The organism is Streptomyces varsoviensis, assembly GCF_000718635.1.
Lineage (GTDB): Bacteria > Actinomycetota > Actinomycetes > Streptomycetales > Streptomycetaceae > Streptomyces > Streptomyces varsoviensis.
The window spans coordinates 37,624-55,297 of record NZ_JOBF01000001.1 but is presented as its reverse complement, the minus strand read 5'-3'; the positions used below and the strand labels follow the sequence as shown (position 1 = coordinate 55,297).

The window sequence follows — 17,674 nt, the reverse complement described above, 5'->3', positions numbered from 1 at the left end:
CGGCCGAGCACTTGACTCCGGCCGGGCGGTCAAATGTCCGTAATCATTCGCATTTCGCCGGACGGTAGCCGGGACGGTCGCCGGACGGCCGCCGGGCTGTCTCCGGCCCATCTCCGGCCCACCTCTGGACCCCCTTCGCGCGGCGCGAGACGGCGCGGGGTGCCGAAATCCGCTCGCACCGAGCACAATGGGGGCGATGCCGGAATATGAATTCTGCGACGTGTACGTGCCGCGCGGGGTCTCCCGCAAGGCGACCACGCGCCTGCTGACCGACCATGCCGAGTACGGACACTGGGAGTTGGACCGACTTCGACTCAATCCCGACGGCAGCCGCAAGGTGCGGTTGCGGCGGCGGATCATCCGCCAGTTGCACGCCACGTGGTGAGTGAACGCGAAACGGGCCCCGCACCCGCGGGGCCCGCTCGTAGCGCCCCGGCCGCTGCCGGAGCCCTGGTCCGTTCAGCGCCGTGCCACTCGGGCGCGGCGGTACAGCACCGCGCCGCCGAGCAGCAGCCCGGCGCCGACGGGAATGACCGTACCGAGCTGATCCACGCCGGTGCGGGCGAGTTCCTCGGTGCCCACCGTGTGCGGAGACGGTGCGGCATCACGCGCCCGCGACACCCCGGACGCCTGCGGCTGTCCGGGGTTCGAGTCCGGGTCCGACGGAATGGCGCGGCCGCTCGGAGGCGTGTGCGCCGCCGAGTTCCCGGGGTTCTGCGGCTGGTGACCGGGGTTGTGGCCAGGGTTCTGGCCGGGGTGGTGGCCGGGCTGGTCCGGCGTGTGCGGCTGCCCCGGGTGCTGGGGCTCGTGCGGCCGCTGCCCGCCGGGCGAGTGACCGGGCCCCTGGTGGCCGGGTCCTTCCGGGTTGGCGCACTCGTTGCCGGTGGTCGAGTTGCCGAGGCCGACGACGTTGGCGCTGTTGCCGCAGGCGTTGACCGGCACGTCGATCGGCACCTGGAATCCGTTGCCCGAGCCGATTCCGGGCGAGTTGTGGGCGCCGCCGTGTGCGACGGCCCCGCCGTGGTTGCCGCCCGGCTTCGCGCTGTGGCCATGGTCATGGCCGTGGTGCTGACCGCCCGAACCATTGGCGCACTTGTTCCCCGTGGTGGGATTGAGCACTCCGATCACGTTCACCGTGTTGCCGCACGCGTTCACCGGCACGTGCACCGGGACCTGCACCGAATTGCCGGACAGCACACCCGGCGAGTTCGAAGCGCCGCCGTGCGCCCCCGCGTCCGCCTGTGCGTAGCCGCCGCCGGTCACGGCGAATACGCCGCTCGCGGCCGCCACGGTGATCAGGCCTTTTCTCGCGACCTGTCGCATAGCCTCGTTCCCCTGACTTCTGCCTGTCTTAGGAAAAGCGAGGGGCTGGGTCGCCCACTCGCCGGATGCCCAGCGGCCCCGGAGCGCAGGACACGCGCTCCGGGGCCTACCGGGATCACACCCTCACGGGTTGTGGACAACGTCAGCGGTTGACGCAGGTGTTGCCGTAGGCGGGGTTCAGCAGCCCGACCAGGTTGATGGTGTTGCCGCACAAGTTCACCGGAATGTGGATCGGCACCTGGACGACGTTGCCCGACACGACGCCGGGGCTGCCCACGGCAGCTCCCTGAGCACCGGCGTCGGCAACCGCCAGACCCGCACCGGCGAACACCAGACCACCAGTGACGGCCGCGGCGGCGACGATCTTCTTGATCATTATTCCTCCTTGTTGGCAATGCGATCCAAGCCTCGGACCGCACAACCTGTAACGAGGAGGGGGGAATCGAGCTACGAACCTCCAGCGGCATTCACTCTTTTCGGTGAAGGTCGCACGCTCGGTCGACTACCGAATTCTCGCGCCCACTCCGCTCCTTCGCCGACCGCGTCCACTCCGCCGCTCGCGCGACTTCACCACCGAACCGCCCGGCTCAGCACTGATCGGCTCAGCACTGATCGAGGAAGCGGTCCAGGACCCGTACGCCGAACTTCAGGCCGTCGACCGGCACCCGCTCGTCCACGCCGTGGAACATCCCGGCGAAGTCCAGCTCCGGCGGCAGCTTCAGCGGCGCGAACCCGAAGCCGCGGATGCCCAGGTCGTCGAAGGACTTGGCGTCCGTACCGGCCGAGAGCATGTACGGGACGGCGCGCGCGATGGGGTCCTCGGCCCGTAGCGCCGACTGCATCGCGTCGACCAGCGCCCCGTCGAAGGTGGTCTCCAGCGCCTTGTCCGCGTGGACGTCCTCCCGCCGCACCCGGGGCCCGAGGATACGGTCGAGGTCCGCGAGGAACTCCTCCTCGTACCCCGGCAGGAAGCGCCCGTCGACGTGCGCGGTGGCCTGCCCCGGGATCACGTTGACCTTGTAGCCGGCGCCGAGCTGGGTCGGGTTGGCGGTGTTCTTCATCGACGCGCCGATCAGCTTGGCGATGCCGCCGAGCTTGGCCAGCGTGTCGTCCATGTTCTCCGGGTCCAGCTCGGTGCCGAGCGCGTCCCCGAGCTCGTCGAGAAAGGCCCGCAGCGTCTTGGTCACCCGCACCGGGAACTTGTGCCGCCCGAGCCGCCCGACGGCCTCGGACAGTTCGGTGATGGCGTTGTCCTTGTGGATCATCGAACCGTGGCCGGCGGAGCCGTCCACGGTCAGCTTCATCCAGTGCATGCCCTTCTGCGCCGTCTCGATCAGATACAGCCGCAACTGCTCGTTGACGGTGAACGAGAACCCGCCGACCTCGCTGATCGCCTCGTTCACCCCCTCGAAGAGCTCCGGGTGGTTGTCCACGAGATACCGCGCGCCGTACGTACCGCCGGCCTCCTCGTCGGCGACGAAGGCCAGCACGACGTCGCGCGGGGGCTTGCGGCCGGAGCGCAGCCGGTCCCGTACGACCGCGAGGGTCATGGCGTCCATGTCCTTCATGTCGACCGCGCCGCGGCCCCAGACGCACCCGTCGGCGATCTCGCCGGAGAAGGGGTCGTGCGTCCAGTCGGCGGCGTTGGCGGGCACGACGTCGGTGTGGCCGTGGATGAGCAGCCCCGGCCGGGACCGGTCCTCGCCCTCGATCCGCGCGACGGTGGACGCCCGGCCCCGGTGGGACTCGAAGATCTGCGGTTCGAGCCCGACCTCGGCGAGCTTCTCGGCCACGTACTCCGCCGCGGCCCGCTCGCCCGGCCCGGAGTGGTCCCCGTAATTGCTGGTGTCGATCCGGATCAGATCCCGGCAGAGGTCGACGACCTCGTCCTCGCCCGATCCCGTACGCGCCGGGTTCGCCTCGCTCACGCTGCCTCCTCGTCGTTCGTTCCTCGGACCGCTCGGCCGCGGATCGCCCGGTACGGGCGTCCGTACGCGCTGGTCCACCGCCATCCTCCACCCCACGCCACCGCAGCCCAAGGCCGCAATACTCCCGACACACGCAGGCCACAGGCCCGCCGCCCGCCGCGTCCCGCCCCCGCCCGGCCCCCGGCCCGCTCCGGGCAGGTGATCGAGCACCCCCCGATGTTTGCTATTGTTTTCCATGTCGGAACGGCCACGGGCCAGCCGACAGACACCTTGTCCGGGTGGCGGAATGGCAGACGCGCTAGCTTGAGGTGCTAGTGCCCTTTATCGGGCGTGGGGGTTCAAGTCCCCCCTCGGACACCAGCAGGAACCCCAGTCGATCTGGGGTTTTTCTGTTTTTCGGGCCGGGAGGGCAGGCCGAGGCCGGCGGCTCCGGAGCGGGCCCCGCACGGCATACCTGATACCTGGACGGTCACCTATGTGAACCTCCTGTTCCGGGCCTCCTCGCGGCTTTGATCCGATGTTTGTGGTGTCAGAAGGCTTCCGGTACCGGGGAGTCGGCTGCACTATGCAGAGGGGGTTCAGGTAGGGGAACCAGTGGCACATACGTGACTGGAGGCTGGGCGGATGACCGGAGCTGCTACTCGACGTGCTGTGCTGGGGGCCGCGGCGGGGGCGGGGGTGTGGTGGGCCGCGGGCGGGTCTCCCGCCGGGGCTGCCGGAGGGCGGCGGTTGCCGTTTCTGTTCGACATGGTGCACGCCAACCCCGGTGAGCCGATGACCGTTTCGCGGTACAACGACCCGGCCACGCTGGCCTCGTACGACTACAACGGCCAGGTCATCAACGAGTTCAGACCGCCGCACACCGCCATCACCTTCGAGACCGTCGACGAGCGGATCTTTCCGGCCGGGTCGGCGGGGCGGGCCTGGGTGGAGGACAACGCCCGGCGCGTGCGGGAGCACATCGGGCGGGCGCACGCCGCCGGCGTCGGCTCGTACTTCTTCACCGACATCATCGTGCTGCCCAAGCGCCTGGTGGAGCTGTACGGCGAGGACGTGCTGGACGACAAGGGGCGCATCAGTCTGCATCGGCCCAAGACCGTGGAGATCCACCGGCTGATGCTGCGTGAGGTCTTCGCCCGCTTTCCCGGCATCGACGGGCTCGTGGTCCGCACCGGCGAGACCTACCTCCAGAACGTTCCCTTCCACACCGGCAACAACCCCATCACCGAAGGGCAGGCCAGCCACGAGCTGCTGATCAATCTGCTGCGCGAGGAGGTGTGCGTACGGGCCGGAAAGCGGCTCTTCTACCGGACCTGGGCGACCGGCAGCGACAAGTTCCGGGAAGATCCGACCTATTACCGCGCCGTCACCGACCGGATCGAGCCCCACGAGCGGCTGCTGTTCTCCATCAAGCACACCGCGAGCGACTTCTGGCGGACCATCCCCTTCAACCGGACCCTGGGCGTCGGGCGGCACCGGCAGATCGTCGAGGTGGAGTGCGCGCGCGAGTACGAGGCCAAGGGGGCCTGCCCCGACTACGTGGGCGACGGCGTCATCAACGGCTTCGAGGAGTACGGCACCGGGGCCGGGCCCCGCGGGCTCGCCGACCTCGCCGCGAATCCGCTGCTCGCGGGGGTGTGGACCTGGTCGCGCGGCGGCGGCTGGCGCGGTCCGTACATCGCGAACGAGCTGTGGTGCGACCTCAACATGTGGGTCCTCGCCCACTGGGCGCGCGACACCGGGCGGGGAGAGGCCGGGGCCTTCGCCGCGTACGCGCGGCGGATCGGGCTGCGCGGCGACGCGGTCCGCCGCTTTCGGCGGCTGGCCCTGCTGTCGGCCGCCGGGACCTTGCGCGGCCACTACAGCGCCCGTACGCCGGTGCCGAATCTGACGTGGACGCGCGATCAGTATCTCGGGGGGTCCGACAAGGATCTCGCCGGGCATTTCAAGGCGCTGGTCCGGGGCGGGCTGGTGGAGGACGCGCTCGCCGAGAAGGGTCAGGCGGCCCGGATGTGGCGGGAGATCGTCGCCCTTTCCGACGGGTTGCCGGTGCGGGACCGTGACGACCGGGCCTATGTGCGGGTTTCCGCGCGTTATGGGCTGTGTCTGTACTCCGTTATCCACCATGGGTGGCAGGTGATGCTGCGGGGGTTCGCCGGGGAGCGTGGGCGGGTGATGGCGCAGCACTTGCGGGCTTATGACGCGGCTTGGGAGGAGTGGCGGTGGCTGGCTCGCCGGCAGGCGGATTGCGCGTCGCTTTATCAGCCGTTGGGGTTTGGCAAGAAGGGGGCGGACGGGGTTTATGGGGCCGATCCTGAGCATGGGATGGGGCCGTCTGTGGAGGGGTATCGGCGGTTGCTCGCCCGGTGACGGTGGTTTTTCCGGGGTTTTTCTTTCCCCACCCCGCCCCTTCCCGTAACCGGGGCGCTGCCCCGGACCCCGCACACCGGACCCCCGTCCTCAATCGCCGGATGGGCTGGGTGGGGATCACGTACCCGGGGCGGGGTGGGGCGGGGCGCTGCCCCGGGCCCCGGTCCTCAAACGCCGGACGGGCTGGAAGGGGCGGGTGCGTGGGCCGGGTCGGGGGGAGGCGGCGGGCCTCGAGCGGCGGGTGGGGTGGCCAAGGGGGCGCCGGTCCGAGCCCGGTGGGAGGGCGGGGCCGGCGGGAGGCGCCGGGCCTCGAACGGCGGACGGGGTGAAAAGGGCGGGTGGGGCACGCGGAAGGCCGGTGGGGTGGCCGGGTGGGCGGGGCCGGGGAGATGCCTCGGTTCTTGGATGGAGGTATGGCTTTGCATCGGTATGGGATTCCTCGGAGGGCTCTGCTGGCTTCGGCCGTCGGGGCTGGGGTGGCGGCCGGGTTGGGCGGGGTGGGGTCGGCCGCTCTGGGCGCGGAGCGGCCGCGGCGTTGGCCGCGGTATGAGCCGACGCCCGAGTCGTTGGCCCGGCATCCGGTCGCGCGGTGGTTCCGGCAGGGGAAGTTCGGGATCTTCATTCACTGGGGGGCTTACGCCGTTCCGCATTGGGGGGACGACGCTTGGAGTTCCGAGTGGTATCTCTATGCCATGAACGCCTATGCCAAAGGGGGCGTTTACGAGCATCACCGGGCCACTTACGGGCAGGACTATCCCTACGACGCGTTCCTCTCCCGCTTTCGCGCCGAGCGGTTCGACGCCGAGTCCTGGGTGCGGCTTTTCGAGCGGGCGGGGGCGCGGTATTTCGTGCTCACGTCCAAGCACCACGACGGGTTCCAGCTCTTTCCCAATTCCGCGTCCCATCGCAACTCCGCGCTCATCGGTCCCCGGCGCGATCTGGTCGGCGAGTTGTTCCGGGCGGCTCGGGGCACGGGGTTGAAGCGCGGGCTCTACTACTCGCTCGGGGAGTTCTACAACCCGGCGCTCGGCACGGCGCCGATCAATCCGTACACGCGCGAGCCCATTCCGTACACCGGGTACAAGCCGGTGACCGATTACGTCGAGGAGTACGAGCACGTCCATCTGCGGACGCTCATCCACCGCTACGACCCCGACATTCTGTGGGGCGACGGGCACGGCAGCCATGACTTCGCGGGCGGCGCGGGGCATATCTTCCGGCCGGAGCGGTGGGACTGGCGCAGCGACGAGATTCTCGCGGAGTACTACAACCACGCCGAGGAGCGGGGCCGGCCGAAGGAGGTGCTGGTCAATGACCGGTTCATCGCCTCGCACGCCGACTATCCGGCCGTCGAGGGCGACAAGCCGTCGTACGCGCTGCGGGCCGCGCCCTGGGAGGCGTGTCTGACCATGAGCCGGTCGTGGGGGTACATGGACCCGACGTACCGGATCAAGTCCAAGGAGAAGCTGGTCCAGTTGCTCGTCGACATCGTCTCCAAGAACGGCAATCTGCTGCTCAACATCGGCCCCCGCGCCGACGGCACCATTCCGGACTGGCAGCGCGAGCGGCTGCTGGCGATCGGCGAGTGGCTCGACGTCAACGGATCGGCCGTCTACGGGTCCCGGCCCTGGCGGCGCGCGGAGGACGGGCCGCTGCGCTACACGGTCGGCGACGACGGCCGCTTCAACATCATCACGCTGAACCGGCCGGGACCTCGGCTGACCGCCCCCGCCGACCTGCCGATCCGCGACGGCGACCGCGTTCGCCTGCTCGGCCATCCCGCGCGCCGTCTCCGCTGGTCGCGCACGGCTGACGGCATCGAGATCGTCATGCCTGCCGCCGAACGGCACGGGCCGCTCGCACCGTCCGCCGCACAGGACGAGGTCTATCCCATGGTGCTCTCCGTCGCGAACGGTGGTCGCTCATGAACGCCCCTGCCAGGCGTGAACGCCACGCCCCCGTAAGAGCGTTGGCCGCCCTCGTCGCGCTTGTGCTCGCCGCCGCCCTCGCGCACGGGCTCCCCGCCACCGCCGCCGAGAAGCCGAAGGCGGAGTCCGCCGACGCCCGTTCCCCGCATTGGGTCGGCGGCTGGGGCACGGCCATGACGCCCCCGGGCAGCTCCGGCTACTCGGCGACCGGGTTCGCCGACCGTACGCTCCGGATGGTGGAGCGGCTGTCCGCGGGCGGCAGCGCGGTGCGGCTCCGGCTGTCCAACGCGTACGGAACGTCGCCGCTCGACCTCGGCGCGGTGACCGTCGCCCGGCGGGCGAAGGGCGCGGCCGTCGAGCCGGGCAGCGGTCGCGTGGTCCGTTTCGGCGGGCAGCGCGCCACGACGGTCCCGGCCGGGGCCGAGGCCGTCAGCGACCCGGTCCCCCTGGCCACGAGGGCCGATACGGACCTGGTCGTCAGCGTCCATCTGCCGACCGCCACGGGGCCGACGACCTGGCACCCCTGGGCCAAGCAGACCAATTACCTCTCCGGGGCCGGGGCCGGGGACCACACCGGAGACGTCTCCGGTTCGGCGTTCGGGGAGCAGACGACGTCCTGGTTCTTCCTGGACGGCGTGGACGTCCTCGCGCCCCGCGCCAAGGGCACGGTGGTGGCGTTCGGCGACTCGATCACCGAGGGCGGGGTCACGGCGAACGACTCCAACCGGCGCTGGACCGACGAGTTGGGCCGCCGGCTCGCCGCCCGCCCCGGCGGGCAGCGGCTGTCGGTCGTCAACAAGGGGATCGGCGGCAATCGGGTGCTCACCGACGCGGGAACGCAGGGTCAGGGCAATCGCAACCTCGGAAACAGCGCCGAGTCCCGGTTCGGCCGCGACGCGCTCGCCCAGACGCGCGTCAGCGACATCATCGTCCTCGAAGGCACCAACGACCTCGGCAGCGACGCCGGGGTGCACCCCGGCACGCCGCTCACCGCGGCTCAGCTCATCGCCGGGCTGGACCGGCTCGCACGGCGCGCGCACGCCGCGGGGGCGCGGGTCCACGGCGGGACGATCACGCCCAACGGGAAGCTGACCGCGCGCGGGGAGCGGATGCGCGAGGACGTCAACCGCTGGATCCGCAACGGCGGCGCGTTCGACACCGTCGTCGACTTCGACGCCGCGCTTCGGGACCCCGCCGACCCGCACCGCATGCTCCCGGCGTACGACGGGGGCGACACCGTGCACCCCAATGACGCGGGGCTGCGGGTGATGGCGCGCACCGTGGAGCTGTCGGCCCTCGGCCGCGGCTGACGGCCACGACCGGTGTACGGGCCGGGGGCGCGCACCCCGGCCCCGTACCACCCGGCAGCCGCACCGTCAGGCGGCGTCCTCCTCCCCCGCGTCCGGGTCGAGCACCACCTCCCGCGTGATGCCGATCTCCTTGAGGAACGGTCGGTCGTGGCTGGCGACGATCAGCGCGCCCTCGTACGACTCCAGCGCGCTGACGAGCTGCCGGACGCTCGCCATGTCCAGGTTGTTGGTCGGCTCGTCGAGCAGCAGGAGCTGCGGGGCGGGTTCGGCGAGCATCAGGGCGGCCAGCGTCGCGCGGAAGCGCTCGCCGCCGGAGAGGGTGCCGGCCGGCTGGTCCGCGCGGGCGCCCTTGAAGAGGAAGTGCGCGAGGCGGGCGCGGACGCGGTTGTTGGTGGCGGCGGGCGCGAAGCGGGCCACGTTCTCGGCGACGGTCAGCGCGTCGTCGAGGACGTCGAGCCGCTGCGGCAGGTAGCGCAGCGGTACGTGCCGGCGCACCTCGCCCGCCACCGGCGTGAGTTCCCCGGTGATGGTGCGCATCAGCGTGGTCTTGCCGGCGCCGTTGCGGCCGAGGAGCGCGATGCGTTCCGGGCCGCGGATCTCCAGGTGGGCGCGGGCCCCGCCGCGTACCTCCAGGGAGTCGAGGGTCAGGACGCCGCGGCCGGGCGGCACGGCGGTGTACGGCAGTTCGACGCGGATCTCGTCGTCGTCGCGGACGGCTTCGACGGCCTCGTCGAGGCGGTCTCTCGCCTCCTTGAGCTTCTCAGTGTGCATGATGCGGTGCTTGCCGGCGGAGACCTGGGCCTCGCGCTTGCGCTCGTTCATGATGATCTTCGGTTCGCGCTTGTTCTCGTTCATCTTCTTGCCGTAGCGGACCCGGCGGGCCAGCTTGACGTGGGCTTCGGTCAGCTCCCGGCGCTGCCGCTTCACGTCCGCCTCGGCGACCCGCACCATGCGTTCGGCCGCCTCCTGCTCGGCGGCGAGCGCCTGTTCGTACGCGGAGAGGTTGCCGCCGTACCAGTGGACCTCGCCGCCGCGCAGGTCGGCGATCCGGTCGACCAGTTGGAGGAGTTCGCGGTCGTGGCTGACCACCACCAGGACGCCGGACCAGGCGGTGACGGCGTCGTACAGATGCCGCCGGGCGCGCCGGTCGAGGTTGTTGGTGGGCTCGTCGAGGAGCAGTACGTCGGGGCGGCCGAGCAGCAGGGCGGCGAGCCGCAGCAGCACGGTCTCGCCGCCGGAGAGCGCTCCGGTGGTGCGGTCGAGGCCGATGCCGTCCAGGCCCAGCCGGTCGAGGGCGGCGCGGGCGCGTTCCTCGACGTCCCAGTCGTCGCCGACGGCCGTGAAGTGCTCCTCGCTCGCGTCGCCGCTCTCGATGGCGTGCAGCGCGGCGCGGGTCCCGGCGATGCCGAGGGCCTCGTCGACGCGGAGCGCGGTGTCGAGGGTGAGGTTCTGCGGCAGGTAGCCGATCCGGCCGGCGACGCGCACGGTGCCGGAGGTCGGGGTCAGCTCCCCGGCGATCAGCTTCAACAGGGTTGACTTTCCCGCCCCGTTGAGGCCGATGAGTCCGGTGCGGCCGGGGCCGACGGTGAGCTGGAAGTCTTCGAGTACGGGCGTGCCGTCGGGCCAGGCGAAGTCGACGCCGGTGCAGGCGATGGAGGCCGCCGAAGGGTGTGTATGGGACATAAGGGTCTCCGTGGTGCTCACAAAAGAAAGGGGAAGGGCACAACACGTGGAGACACCACGAGGGTGGGTGGAGGCGGCTCTGTGCCGAGGTCGCACGCACACGTCCGCGCGCCGAGAAGAGGCGCGACCGGTCGCGGTGTCTCAAGACCTCAGTAGAGCAACGGCCTACTCCCATCAACGGCGACAACGTCCGGCACTGACGGTAAGCGGGTGGGCGGGCGCCCCGCAAAGGGTTTTCCCGCGCACCGCGCGCCGCGTACGCGCACCGCGTACGCGCACCGGACGACGTCGTACGCACCCTGATCATCAGCCCCGCCGGTGCGTATCATCTGCCGGATGACCTCGAAGAACGCGCGCCGCTCGGCGCCCGCCGCGGGATCGTGCCGGATCACGGTGTGCCGCGGCTGCTGCTGCGGCGACGCCCGCAAGGTGCCCGGCGTCGATCACGCGGGGCAGATAGCCCGGCTGCGCGCGGCGCTCGACGGCGCGGCGCCGGTCCGGGCCTCGGACTGCCTGGACGTGTGCGAACAGGCCAACGTCATGGTGGTGCAGCCCTCGCCCGCGGGCCGGGCGGCGGGCGGCCGGCCGGTCTGGCTGGGGCTGGTCAACGACGACGGGGCGCTCGCGGACATCGCGGCATGGGTACGGGCCGGGGGGCCGGGGGTGGCGGAGCCGCCGGGGGTGCTCGATCTGTACGGGTTCACGGTCTCGCGGCGGGTCGGGAAGGCGCTGGAGGACTGAGGGCACCGGCGAGGAGCCGGCACGGAGCCGACGCCGAGCGTTGCCCGTACGAACGCGGGGCGCTGCCGGCCGTACGGACACGGGTGCGCCCCCGCGCGTGCTTTGACCGACCGTGTGGCTCTGGCCATGGTTGACTCTGCGTAGGGTTCCTCCATGACGATGTTTGACGAGCTGCCCCCCTTCGAGCTGGCGTTTCCGGGGCCCCTGCGCGACCAGTTGGTCGCGGCCGTGCTCTCCGGCGCGAAGACGGCGACCACCGGCCTGCTGCGGGAGTACGAGCTCGCCGGCGATCCGCTGCCCGAGGTCGGCGAGCGGTCCGCGGTGATCGACTCGGCCGGACTGCCGGTCGCGGTGATAGAGGTGACGGAGGTACGCGTCGTACCTCTGGGTGAGATCGACGAGGCGTTCGCGCGCGCGGAGGGTGAGGGCCACGAGACCGTCGCGGCGTGGCGGGCGGACCACGAGAGCTTCTGGCACGGCCCGCAGATGCGGCAGGCGCTCGGCGACCCGCACTTCACCGTGTCGGACGGCACACCGGTCGTCGCGTGCCGGTTCATGGTCGTGGAGTGCGGGCGGGTGCCGGTCGAGAACGGCGAGCTGTACTACGAGGCCGCGGGCAGCGGCCCGGCGCTGGTGCTGCTGCACGGCGGGATGCTCGACATGAGCATGTGGGACGAGCAGTTCACCCGGCTCGCGCGGGCGGGGCGGCGCGTCATCCGCTACGACGCCCGCGGGCACGGCCGTTCCTCGGTGAGCGACGGGGACTGGTCCGACCACGACGACCTGTACGCGCTCCTGGACCACTTGCGCGTCGTACGGGCCACCCTGGTGGGGCACTCGTCCGGCGCCCGGATCGCCGTGGACACGGCGATCGCGCACCCCGGCGTCGTGGCAGCGCTGGTGCTGCTCGCGCCGGGGCTCAGCGGCAGCGAGATCACCGACCCGTACATCCAGAAGCAGCTCCAGGAACAGGCGACGTGCTTCGGCGCGCCGGACGGCGCGGAGCGCTTCGTCGAGCACTACCTGCGGATGTGGGTGGACGGCCCGTACCGCGAACCGGCGGCCGTGGACCCGGTGTTGCGCGAGCGGATAGGCGCCACGGCCGCGGCGACCGTGACGCTCAACGTCACCACGCCGACCATGGGCCGGGCGGTCGAGGCGGGGGCCATGGAGCGGCTGCACGAGATCCAGGTGCCGACGGTGGCCCTGGTCGGCGAGTTGGACAGCGGCGATGTCGCGGGCAACCTCGCGGAGATCGTCTCGGCGGTGCCCGGCGCGCGGGCGGTGGTGGTGCCGGGCGCCGGTCATCTGGTGCACCTGGAGGGGCGGGCGTCCTTCGAGCAGTCGCTCGACGCGTTCCTGCTGGCGCACCCCTGGGTGTAGCCGGCCCTGGGTGCAGCCGCCCCTGGGTGCAGCCGTCCTGGCTGCGGCGAGCCCTACGAGCCCTGACCGTGGCAGTGGCCGCCCCCGCTCTCCCTCGGCAGGTCGAGGGCGGGGTTGCGGTCGAAGAAGCCGGTGGGCCGCAGGGTGAACCCGCTGTGGTCCACGGGCATGACGGGCCACTCCTCGGGCCGCGGCAGATGGGTGGGTCCGAAGGTGTGCCAGAGGGTCAGTTCGGTGTTCTCCAGCGACTCGTCGCCGACGGCCCAGGACGGCAGCCCCGCGCCGCCGGGGTGCTGGTTGGGGTGGTCGCCCGCCGGATAGCGGCGGTCCGTACGGTGCCGGGTCACCCACAGGTGCTTCGTCCCGTACGCCATGCGCCGCGCGACGGCCGACCCCGGCCGCGCGAGGAGCACCGGTCCGGGCTGCGGCACGAGGGTGTACGCGACGGGGCGGCCCATGCGGTTGCGCGCGGCCGGGTTGGTGATCTGCCAGCGCCTGCCGAGCGCGGGGTCCGCGAGCCGCCCGCCGTCCCCGGCCGCGGTGATCGGGGTCGTACGGGCGGTGAAGGCGTTGCCCGCCGGGTTGCCGGGGCCCGCCGGGAGGGGCACGACATCGACCTCCTCGACGGTGTTGGCGGGCCCGTCGACGGCGGCGTCGAGCCGTACGCAGAACAGGTGCTGGTGGTACGGGGCCAGCAGGCCCGGCGCGACCTCGGTGCCGTGCGGCGAGCCCGCGCCCGGCGGGACGGCCGCGGTCTGCACGATGCCGGTGGACTTGGCCTCGAAGCCGATGGAGCCGTCCTGGTGGAAGTACCAGTAGAAGCCGTAGTCGTAGTTGCCGACGGTCGCGATGAAGGAGACCACGAGGCGGCGGGCGCGGCGGCTCTCGACGGCGTCGCCGTGGAAGCTGTCGGTGTGCTTCCAGAGCAGCCCGGCGTCCTCTTCGTGCACGCACACGGCGTTCGGCAGGGTCCGCGGGGCGCCGAGGTCGTCGGCGAGCACGGCGTCGAGGTAGCGGATCTCGCCGAGGCAGTCGCAGCCGAGCCGCAGCGCGTTGGTGCTCCGTCCCAGCGAGTACTCCCCCGCGTCGAGGAACGCCACCCAGTTGCGGCTCTCCTCCGCCTCCCCGTAGGCGACGGCCATCTCGGCGAGCGAGGCGCGGTGCAGCACGGACCGCTCGCGGTCGCCGTCGCGGTAGGCGATCCGGTGCAGGACCAGACCCTCGCGGGCGTTGAAGTCGACGCGGAAGGACCAGTTCTGCCAGGAGAGGCGGTGGCCGTCGAGGGTGAACGACGGGCCCTCGGGCTGGGTGATCTCCAGCGGGCGCAGATCGGTGCGGGCGGGCCCGGTGAACTCGGCCTCGTACCGCCCGCACTCGGCCGGCACGGGCACCGGTCCGGTGTCGGTGATCCTCACGACGCGGCGTTCGACGACATCGACGTCGACGGCCAGGCCGCCCACCGGGTGCGCCCAGGCGCTGTCGTCCGGCGTGCAGCGCAGCCAGGTCAGCGACCGCAGCAGGCGGCGGCCGGGCCGCCCGTCGGTCTCCGCCGCGAGGGCCCCGGCGGACAGCGGCGCGCAGACCGCCAGTGCCAGCGCCTCCGGCGCGGTGACGCCGCGCTCGGCCATCGCCTTGCGCCAGCCGGGGTCGGCCTTGACGACCTCGTCGACGATTCCGTACTCCTCGAAGGTGATGGCCGCCTGGCCCTCCGACGCCGCGTCGAGCTCCCGGTAGGAGAGGAGCGCTCCGGCGGTGACGTCCACGACCGCCTCGGCCGTCACGCCCGTCGCGGCGTCCAGCAGCGTGACCCGCAGCCGCCGCGTGACCGGGTCCCCCGCGCGGTGCGCCGCGGCCGTCCGCCGGTCGGGCTCGTCCAGCAGCACGAGCGGGAACCGCGTGGCCGTCCCGACCTTCCCGGCCTCGCCCAGCACCCGCCGGGCCGCCGTGATCTCCTCGGCCGTGAGCGGGTCCAGCGGATGCGGGTCCGGCGGACGCGGGCCGGACGCGTGGAGGTCGGATGCGTGCGGGCCGGCCGCCGCCGGGTCCGGGTGGCGCAACGTCATGGAAGCTCTCCTTCGGTTCGTACGGACGGCGGTTGGGACGGGCAGCGGCTGGTACGGGCGGCGGTGGGTACGGGCAGCGGTTCACGCTGAGGCGGTTCGGCCCGCCCGCCCGGCCAGGGCATCGTCACCTCGTGCGCGCGTGCTTCGGCGCGTCGGACGCCTTCTCCAATTGGAACGCCTCGTTGCCCAGTCCGATACGGGCGTGCAGCGCGGGGCGTACGGACTTCAGGACGAGTCCGTAGCCGATGCCGACGACGGCGGCGGCGCCGATGATGCCGGGCAGCAGCCAGCTCAGGGCCGAGCCGGGGTCGGCGCCGAGCAGGACGCCGAAGTCCTTGACCGTGAAGCCGGCGATGACCAGCAGCGCGACGGCCGCGGTGGCGGAGGCCAGCAGCCGCCACGCCTGGGCGCGGCCCGCGCCGCGCCGTACGAAGAAGGCGATGACGGCGACGGAGGCGGTGGCCATGAGCACGATGATGCCGAGGGCGCCGATGTTGCCGAGCCAGGTGAAGAGGTGCAGTACGGGCGCGGTGGGGTCGCCCGCCGGGTGGCCGTCGGTGGCGGCGAAGAGGACGACGACGGTCAGCGCCACCGCGCTCTGGAGCAGCGAGCCGTAGGCGGGGGCGCCGCTAGTGGCGGAGGTGCGGCCGAGGGCGGCGGGCAGCAGGCCCTCGCGGCCCATGGCGAAGGCGTAGCGGGCGACGACGTTGTGGAAGCTGAGCATCGCGGCGAACATGCCGGTGACGTAGAAGACGTGCATGACGTCGGTGAAGACCGGGCCGTAGCGGGCCTCGGTGAGCAGGAAGAGCAGGTTGGGCCCTTCCTTCTGGGCCGTGCCGACGATCGCGGAGGGCCCGGCGGCGACGGTCAGGGCCCAGGAGCTGACGACGAAGAAGAGGGCGACGAAGCCGACGGCGAAGAACATGACGCGGGCGACGAGGACGTTGGGGCGGCTGGTCTCCTCGGCGTAGACGGGGGCCTGTTCGAAGCCGACGAAGGCGGCGATGCAGAAGCACAGGGCGGTGCCGAGGCCGGCGCCGCTGAGCGTGCCGGGGTCGAAGGCGTGCAGCGAGACGCCCTCCGCGCCGGGCCGGGCGAAGCCGGCGATGTCGAAGGCGATGACCATCGCGCACTCGACGAGGAGCAGCACGCCGAGCACCTTGGCGTTGAGGTCGATCTTCAGCCAGCCGAGCACGGCGACGATGACGACGGCCCCGAGGGAGGGCACCCACCAGGCGACGGTGGCGTCGAAGTGGCGGGCGGCGAGGTTGGCGACCTCGTAGCCGAAGATGCCGAAGACGCCGATCTGGAGGGCGCTGTAGGCGACGAGGGCGACCAGGGAGGCGGCGGTGCCGGCGGTGCCGCCGAGGCCGCGGGCGATGTAGGCGTAGAACGCGCCGGCGTTGTGGACGTGGCGGCTCATCTCGGCGTAGCCGAAGCCGAACAGCGCGAGAACGACGCCGAGGATGACGAACAGCAGCGGCTGCCCGATCATGCCCATGACACCGAAGGTGGTGGGCATGACCCCGGCCACCACCATCAGCGGCGCGCTGGCCGCCAGTACCGACAGCAGCAGGCCCGGCATGCCCAGCCGGTCGGCGCGGAGCCGTCTGCCCTGTCCCTTGAACGTGCTGATCTCGTGCGCCGTGCCCGTAGCCATCGCGGGATGGTCCTTCCATGACATGGGTAAGTCGGGGAGCTTGTCGCTGGGTCACACGGAGCCGAGCGCGCTGTCGCGCGCGGCGCGGAACACCTTCCTCGGGTCTCGGTCGGGGTAGGACCACGGGGCGCGGGTGGCGTGCGGTCCGATGCGGGTGAAGAGGGCCGCGGCCTCGGCCATCCGGCCCTCCAGGTACTTGGCGTGCGCCAGGAAGTTGAGGTCGACCTTGCGGCGCGGGTGGTCCTCGGCGTCCCATTCGAGCCACCAGTCGAAGGCGCACCTCATGACCTGCCGGGCGCGGCGGGTGGTCCAGTGGCCGCTGCGGGCGGGGTCGCGGGGCTCAAGTCCCGCGCGGGCCAGGACGCGGTAGCGCTCGGCGTGGGCCACGACCGGCAGGACGGCCAGCGGCGAGTCGGCGGGGGCCCGTTCGGCGGCCCAGGAGGCGAAGTCGTAGACCTCGTGCAGCGGGTCGTCCCGGCCGCCGCGCTGCTCGGCGAGGCAGGCCGCCATCAGGTGGTGCGCGTGGTGGTGGTCCCGGTGCCGGGCCCGTACCTGGTCGAAGGCGCGTACGCAGTCGTCGCCCGAGCCGGTGCGGTGGGCGAGGATCTGGAGCGCCAGCCAGGGCGATGGGTCGGCGGGGTCCATCCGGGCGGCGCCCAGGCACGCCTCGCGGGCGGGCTCGGGCCCGTCCCGGCCGCGCGCGGCCCGGAAGACGGCGGCGCAGGCGAGCAGCGCGGCGGCGTCGGCGCTGTCCGGCTCGGCCAACTGCCATTCGCGCGCCCAGGCCAGGCTGGTCTTCCCGGCGCCGAGGACGACGAGCCGGTGGCCGCGGCGGTCCCAGTCCCGGCCGGTGCGGGCGAGCAGATCGCGGGCTTCGGGCCAGCGGCCGCGGGCGAGCGCGTCGCGGGCCGCGGCGAGGGGGGCGTCGTCGAGTGCCGGGTCGAACGCGGGGCCGGCCGCCTTCCGCGGCCGGCCCAGGGGCCGTGGAGGGGTCATCGGCTGACTTCCTCCATGGCGCACGTCCCCTCCGGGCGCGGGTCAGCGCGTCCGCCTACCGATACAGACCCATACGGACTCATGCGATCACGGATACGGACTCACGTGATCACGCACAGCAAACCGGTCCCCACGGGTCTGCGTCAAGAGCGGTCGCGGGACTGAACTTTCCCCAACTCCTGGGGATATGCGGCGAGTTGATCAGCGGGTGCGTCCCACCTGAGCCCTGCGGGCGTACGGGCCCGAGCCGGCTGCCCGTACGGCCCGGCATCCGCGTGGCATACGGTCA

Annotated in this window: 13 protein-coding genes and 1 tRNA gene; 7 read left to right on the top strand and 7 right to left on the bottom strand. The window is 72.1% G+C overall.

All coding sequences use genetic code 11. The features are described 5' to 3' along the window. The first annotated feature begins 196 nt into the window (after positions 1-196). Positions 197-385 carry a DUF5703 family protein gene (locus IF55_RS00250; RefSeq protein ID WP_030879115.1) on the top strand — a complete coding sequence of 63 codons (189 nt, stop codon included), beginning with the start codon at positions 197-199 and terminating at the stop codon, positions 383-385. A gap of 74 nt (positions 386-459) precedes the next feature. Here the strand turns inward: IF55_RS00250 and IF55_RS00245 are convergent, their stop codons facing one another. From IF55_RS00245 to IF55_RS00235, 3 genes are all read right to left on the bottom strand, one after another. Next, entirely contained in the window at positions 460-1,323 is an 864-nt protein-coding gene (locus IF55_RS00245) for a chaplin (RefSeq protein WP_030879112.1), read from the bottom strand. Between the two features lie 142 nt (positions 1,324-1,465). Beyond that, positions 1,466-1,699, bottom strand: coding sequence for a chaplin (locus IF55_RS00240; protein WP_030879109.1), 234 nt, complete (start codon positions 1,697-1,699; stop codon positions 1,466-1,468). Between the two features lie 226 nt (positions 1,700-1,925). Next, the gene (locus tag IF55_RS00235) at positions 1,926-3,251 is read right to left on the bottom strand and encodes a M20/M25/M40 family metallo-hydrolase (RefSeq protein WP_030879107.1); all 1,326 of its coding nucleotides are present in this window, start codon (positions 3,249-3,251) and stop codon (positions 1,926-1,928) included. Positions 3,252-3,523: 272 nt separating this feature from the next. Between IF55_RS00235 and IF55_RS00230 the strand changes: the two genes are divergently transcribed. From IF55_RS00230 to IF55_RS00215, 4 genes are all read left to right on the top strand, one after another. Continuing rightward, positions 3,524-3,611, top strand: a tRNA-Leu gene (locus IF55_RS00230). 369 nt (positions 3,612-3,980) lie between these two features. After that, a complete protein-coding gene (locus IF55_RS00225) occupies positions 3,981-5,621 on the top strand; it encodes a hypothetical protein (RefSeq protein ID WP_245661004.1) in 1,641 nt (546 codons plus the stop codon). Between the two features lie 389 nt (positions 5,622-6,010). Then, positions 6,011-7,549, top strand: a complete 1,539-nt coding sequence (locus IF55_RS00220; RefSeq protein WP_342668258.1) for an alpha-L-fucosidase — start codon at positions 6,011-6,013, stop codon at positions 7,547-7,549. Further along, positions 7,546-8,859: a GDSL-type esterase/lipase family protein gene (locus tag IF55_RS00215; RefSeq protein WP_030891046.1), complete on the top strand. Its 1,314-nt coding sequence runs from the start codon at positions 7,546-7,548 to the stop codon at positions 8,857-8,859. Before IF55_RS00220 ends, IF55_RS00215 begins: the two co-directional genes overlap by 4 nt. 66 nt (positions 8,860-8,925) lie before the next feature. Here IF55_RS00215 and IF55_RS00210 read toward each other — a convergent pair whose 3' ends face one another. Continuing rightward, positions 8,926-10,542: an ABC-F family ATP-binding cassette domain-containing protein gene (locus IF55_RS00210; RefSeq protein WP_030891047.1), complete on the bottom strand. Its 1,617-nt coding sequence runs from the start codon at positions 10,540-10,542 to the stop codon at positions 8,926-8,928. Positions 10,543-10,878: 336 nt separating this feature from the next. On the opposite strand from IF55_RS00210, the gene IF55_RS00205 reads away from it, so the two are divergent. Together IF55_RS00205 and IF55_RS00195 are read left to right on the top strand one after the other, a co-directional pair. Next, the gene (locus IF55_RS00205) at positions 10,879-11,283 is read left to right on the top strand and encodes a hypothetical protein (RefSeq protein WP_030891048.1); all 405 of its coding nucleotides are present in this window, start codon (positions 10,879-10,881) and stop codon (positions 11,281-11,283) included. 153 nt (positions 11,284-11,436) lie between these two features. Continuing rightward, a complete protein-coding gene (locus IF55_RS00195) occupies positions 11,437-12,666 on the top strand; it encodes an alpha/beta fold hydrolase (protein WP_342668248.1) in 1,230 nt (409 codons plus the stop codon). A 53-nt stretch (positions 12,667-12,719) separates the two neighbouring features. Here the strand turns inward: IF55_RS00195 and IF55_RS00190 are convergent, their stop codons facing one another. The 3 genes from IF55_RS00190 to IF55_RS00180 form a co-directional block, all read right to left on the bottom strand. After that, positions 12,720-14,729 (bottom strand): primary-amine oxidase, encoded by a 2,010-nt coding sequence (locus IF55_RS00190; protein ID WP_030891055.1) that lies wholly within the window; start codon positions 14,727-14,729, stop codon positions 12,720-12,722. Positions 14,730-14,853: 124 nt separating this feature from the next. Beyond that, positions 14,854-16,389 carry an APC family permease gene (locus tag IF55_RS00185; RefSeq protein ID WP_030891060.1) on the bottom strand — a complete coding sequence of 512 codons (1,536 nt, stop codon included), beginning with the start codon at positions 16,387-16,389 and terminating at the stop codon, positions 14,854-14,856. A 51-nt stretch (positions 16,390-16,440) separates the two neighbouring features. After that, complete coding sequence (locus tag IF55_RS00180; protein WP_030891062.1) at positions 16,441-17,385, bottom strand: hypothetical protein; 945 nt, start codon at positions 17,383-17,385, stop codon at positions 16,441-16,443. Positions 17,386-17,674: the final 289 nt, after the last annotated feature.

Bases quoted from the DNA above. Each gene is read 5' to 3' on its own strand.
- IF55_RS00250 (WP_030879115.1), top strand. From the start codon at position 197: ATGCCGGAATATGAATTCTGCGACGTGTACGTGCCGCGCGGGGTCTCC.
- IF55_RS00245 (WP_030879112.1), bottom strand. From the start codon at position 1,323: ATGCGACAGGTCGCGAGAAAAGGCCTGATCACCGTGGCGGCCGCGAGC.
- IF55_RS00240 (WP_030879109.1), bottom strand. From the start codon at position 1,699: ATGATCAAGAAGATCGTCGCCGCCGCGGCCGTCACTGGTGGTCTGGTG.
- IF55_RS00220 (WP_342668258.1), top strand. From the start codon at position 6,011: ATGCCTCGGTTCTTGGATGGAGGTATGGCTTTGCATCGGTATGGGATT.
- IF55_RS00215 (WP_030891046.1), top strand. From the start codon at position 7,546: ATGAACGCCCCTGCCAGGCGTGAACGCCACGCCCCCGTAAGAGCGTTG.
- IF55_RS00210 (WP_030891047.1), bottom strand. From the start codon at position 10,542: ATGTCCCATACACACCCTTCGGCGGCCTCCATCGCCTGCACCGGCGTC.
- IF55_RS00205 (WP_030891048.1), top strand. From the start codon at position 10,879: ATGACCTCGAAGAACGCGCGCCGCTCGGCGCCCGCCGCGGGATCGTGC.
- IF55_RS00195 (WP_342668248.1), top strand. From the start codon at position 11,437: ATGACGATGTTTGACGAGCTGCCCCCCTTCGAGCTGGCGTTTCCGGGG.
- IF55_RS00190 (WP_030891055.1), bottom strand. From the start codon at position 14,729: ATGACGTTGCGCCACCCGGACCCGGCGGCGGCCGGCCCGCACGCATCC.
- IF55_RS00185 (WP_030891060.1), bottom strand. From the start codon at position 16,389: ATGGCTACGGGCACGGCGCACGAGATCAGCACGTTCAAGGGACAGGGC.
- IF55_RS00180 (WP_030891062.1), bottom strand. From the start codon at position 17,385: ATGACCCCTCCACGGCCCCTGGGCCGGCCGCGGAAGGCGGCCGGCCCC.